Here is a 4401-nt window from a genome sequence, read left to right on the forward strand (position 1 = left end):
AAAATAAGAAGGTATCAAGTTTATAAAATATAAAAAACATGGTCATGATATATTTGATGTATTGCAAAGCTCTTTAACACTTTGCAATACATTGAATTTTATCGGGAATGGATTACTATGTTGTGTAGAGAATTTTATTTCAGGAATTCTTATAGAAGATGTGTTTGTTTGGATGTTAGGATTGAGTATTTTAACTTCTATTGATACAATTTTCGGATGAAATAATGACTCTAGATATCCCCATACAACGGCTTCAAGTTTTTTTTACAACCCTGATAATCGATTTGAAATTAAAAATATAAGCTGTTCTAGTCGGTGTTATGGGTATTTTGATGAAGCTATAAATCAAAAGTTTAAAGATGTGTTGTTTCAAAAAGGTTCACAGAAACGGGCGTAAAGAATTGAAAAATGGTAAGTTTGTTTAGTGAAAAAACAGGTGTAACAAATGTGGCAGAATTCACTGTTTCCGAAATAGCAGGGGCTCTAAAGCGTGTTGTTGAAGAAAAGTTTGGTTATGTACGGGTGCGTGGGGAGATATCAGGGTACCGTGGTACTCATGCTTCGGGACATGCTTATTTTGCTTTAAAAGATGATAAGGCAAGGTTGGAAGCTGTTATTTGGCGTGGAGTTATGGAAAAGCTCAAATTCCCTCCTGAAGAAGGGATGGAAGTAGTTGCTGTTGGTAAACTTACAACTTATCCAGGGTCATCGAAATATCAAATTGTCATTGAGGCTCTTGAACCAACGGGGGTTGGTGCTTTGATGACACTTCTTGAAAATCGTAAGAAAAAGTTTTTAGAAGAAGGCTTGTTTGATGAAGAAAAGAAAAAAACTTTGCCTTATATGCCTCGAATTTTAGGCGTTGTAACATCACCAACAGGTGCTGTTATTCGTGATATTATTCATCGTATATCCGATCGTTTTCCGTTGCATATTTTGGTTTGGCCTGTACGTGTTCAGGGGGAAACAAGTGGGAGGGAAGTGGCTGTTGCTGTTGAAGGTTTTAATGCTCTTGGTCTAGGTGGACTTATTCCAAAACCTGATCTTATTATTGTTGCACGGGGAGGAGGAAGTTTAGAAGATTTGTGGGGGTTTAATGACGAAGCTGTTGTTCGTGCTGTTTATGAATCTTCTCTTCCTGTTATTTCTGCTGTTGGGCATGAAACGGACTGGACCTTGATTGATTATGTGGCTGATTGGCGCGCTCCAACTCCTACCGCCGCAGCAGAACGGGCTGTTCCTGTTAAGCTTGATCTCGAGGTGCTGGTGGCATCGCTTGATGCACGTTTGCGCAAGGGACTCGCGCGTTATTTGGATTTTTATCGACAAAAATTGCGTGCTACTCTACGAGCTCTTCCGACTGCCGATCAACTTTTTGCTCTACCACGGCGTGGTTTGGATGAAACTTCAAGTCGATTGCAGCGTGCTCTTTGTGTAAGCTACGATAAAAAACGTTTTTCTTTTCATGCACTTGGTGTGCGTTTTTCACCGCGTTTGTTAAATAGTGAAAAAGCACAACGCAATACAAAGGAATATACGGCACGTCTTCAGCGTGCTTTTGTGCGTAGTGTGGAAAAACAACGTGCTGGGTTAGAGGTAGTATCTAGGCTTTTAAGAAGCACTTCATATCAGAATATTTTGGAGCGCGGTTTTGTTTTGGCTTTGGGGAAAGATCATAAGCCCATTAAACGATTGGTTCAGTTTCCTGAAACAGGGCAAATAAATTTACGCTTTTTTGATGGAGATATCAGTGTTGCAACACAAGAGCCTATTTCCGCTAAAAGATCAAAACACAAGCAGATAAAGTCACCAAGCGATGATCAAGGAACTCTCTTTTAATACGGTTAATGCCATGCTTGCGGAAGGTCTTCTTAAGGGAGTGGATGAAAAAGTTCGTTGCGCATGGGCTGGAACGGATCCACTTTATTGTGCTTATCATGATACCGAATGGGGAAAGCCTATTTTTGAGGATATTCGTTTGTTTGAGAAAATTTGTCTTGAAGGTTTCCAAGCGGGGCTTTCTTGGTTTACAATTTTAAAAAAACGCTCTTTTTTTCGCGTTGCATTTGATCACTTTGACTTTGAAAAGATTGCTCATTATGATGAGCTGAAGGTGCAAATGTTAATGCAGAATAAAGACATTGTTCGCCATCAAGGAAAAATTCAATCAGTGCTTAATAATGCATTGAGAGCACAAGAAATTATAACAGAGTGGGGGAGTTTGTCCCACTATTTTTGGTCTTTTCAACCACCACAATTGGAGCGTTATGAAAAAATAGATTTTCAAACACTGTTAGCTAACCCTATGACACCTGCTTCTCTTCGTCTTTCTCAAGACTTGAAGAAACGTGGTTGGACATTTGTTGGCCCCACAATTTGTTATGCTTTTATGCAGTCCGTAGGAATTGTTAATGATCATCTTGAAGGATGTTTTTGTCGATAAATTGGCAAACTTTCTTTTGTAAGAGTAATGATTAATAGGATAATATAAGAGTAATGATTAATAGGATAATAATTGAATTATTTAATAAATGTATAAATTATACAATTCCGCTGTATAAGATAATTGAAATATACAAACTATACAATATTAATGATTTTCTATTGTTGTTGGCACTAAAAACGATAAAGGTATAATTTTGAGGATGAAAAAACAGATGCAAAAAGGAGTGATATCTTAACTGTTATGTATCTGAAGTGAGATAATGGTAATGTCTTGTATGTTTTAAAGAAACATTTAGTACACCAAAGCCCATTTCGCGACGCAGCCCGTGAATGGTATGACAGATAAGTCCATAATGCACTCCATCTTTAGTTTTATGAAGGAGCAAATCGGCACCATCACGCATTTACTAGCTCTCAGTGTTGTGAAACAGTCTTTGGCATTTGTAATGGTTCAGAAGAGTTTTTTTTATTTCCGTTAATAACGTGACTGTTATAATTAATGAATATTTTATTCATGTTTGTTGACGAATGCAAAGTGGTTGTTAGATGGGGTGCTGTTGTTGCATTGTTTTTCTTTGCTTGTATGACTGTTGGTTTATTTATATGTAGGTTGATTGCCCAATGCTTACCTAGGCAATATAAAATGAAATGCAGCGATGAAAAATTGAAGTTAAATGACTCAAGCTGCTTGTGTTGGGTTTTATTATCTGATAGCTTTCCTCTATTAGTAGAGTGATCTTGCCGCGTGTGCGCTCCAATTTTTTGGAAGATGATTAAGCTCATGCAGGCTTGTATCCACTACATTACTTCGTTGAATCTCTGTATGTTTCCGCTGGAAACGAGAGTTCTGTTGCGGTATGTTGTTTTCTATTCTATTTTTATAGTGGTAAAGCAATGATGCACGCCAAAGTTTAGAAGGGTTTATATTCGTTATGTCTTTAGGGGGGAAACGTCTAATGAATTTTGTTTTTATCAATGGGGGGATGCATTTTAGTGTATATTCTTTTATTGTAAGCTTTATTTCTCAAAAGATAAAGCGTGGAAGGAATGATTCTTCTCATTTTTCCTTTATCTTTGTTAACGCGTTTGGTTTTGTTGGTAAAAACGTAAAACTTTTGACACTTATTTTTCAAAAGATTAAGCAGCTTTTTGTGGGGGATAGCGTTTTAGAAAAGATATTTTCTTATGTCTTTCTGCTGTTTCAGTGCCGTTTTGGTCATGTAGTAAAGATGTGCCACATCTTGAAACTGAGTGTTTGAGGGGGATGACTATTTTTAAAGTTTGCATATTTTATTTTAAATGTTGCCTAAAGGAATAGAATAATGAATTCATAAATTTTTGCGTAATGATTTTTTTAAAGCTCACTATTTTTTTGGGCGACAAGGCTTATTGATGATTAATAGGGAACTGATATAGTGCATTATCATATGCAAAGAGGTTATGAAAAGAATGTAATACTGGTTAGCAAAACATATATTGCATGTTCGTTATGGTTTATTGAGACGTAAGTCAATGAATTTATCAAGTAGATGACTCTGTGTAGGTGACTAAAAATATAGGCGATTAGAACGTATTTATTCAATGTTATAATTATAAATTTGCTATATTATTTCAGCGTCATTAATTGATAAAAATAAATAAAGGGAAAAGTTTATGAACTTGAAGAAAACAATATTGAAAAGTAGCAGCTCTCTTGTTTCTGCTCTTATGGCATTGGCGATGGTTGCACAACAAGTTTCAGCAAAAACACCGGCTAATACCCTTGTGATGGCTTGGAATCTTGATGCAATCAGTACGTTTGATCCCGCACAACTTAATGATGTTTATGGAAGTGAAATTATTTACAATATTTGTGATAATTTGGTCAGTACTGCGACAGATGATCCTGCTAAAATGGTTCCCGCTTTAGCAACACATTGGGATGTTTCAGGTGATGATCACAGTACGGTGATTACT

At 36.5% G+C, this 4401-nt stretch carries 3 protein-coding genes and 1 pseudogene; 3 read left to right on the forward strand and 1 reads right to left on the reverse strand.

Going from position 1 to position 4401, the window contains the following annotated elements; all coding sequences use genetic code 11:
- The first annotated feature begins 408 nt into the window (after positions 1–408).
- On the forward strand, positions 409–1839 hold the full coding sequence (xseA, locus tag ACFINM_RS09055) for an exodeoxyribonuclease VII large subunit (RefSeq protein WP_375641153.1): 1431 nt from the start codon (positions 409–411) through the stop codon (positions 1837–1839).
- Positions 1817–2443: a DNA-3-methyladenine glycosylase I gene (locus ACFINM_RS09060; protein ID WP_375612273.1), complete on the forward strand. Its 627-nt coding sequence runs from the start codon at positions 1817–1819 to the stop codon at positions 2441–2443. The genes xseA and ACFINM_RS09060 overlap by 23 nt, the downstream gene beginning before the upstream one ends.
- Positions 2444–2684: 241 nt before the next feature.
- Here ACFINM_RS09060 and ACFINM_RS09065 read toward each other — a convergent pair whose 3' ends face one another.
- A complete protein-coding gene (locus ACFINM_RS09065) occupies positions 2685–2849 on the reverse strand; it encodes a hypothetical protein (RefSeq protein WP_375621822.1) in 165 nt (54 codons plus the stop codon).
- Between the two features lie 1249 nt (positions 2850–4098).
- Between ACFINM_RS09065 and ACFINM_RS09070 the strand changes: the two are divergent.
- A pseudogene (locus ACFINM_RS09070) lies at positions 4099–4401 on the forward strand (ABC transporter substrate-binding protein); the annotation flags it as partial.

Origin of the sequence: Bartonella sp. AA168HLJHH (genome assembly GCF_042197365.1) — a bacterium.
In the GTDB taxonomy this organism is placed as follows: domain Bacteria; phylum Pseudomonadota; class Alphaproteobacteria; order Rhizobiales; family Rhizobiaceae; genus Bartonella.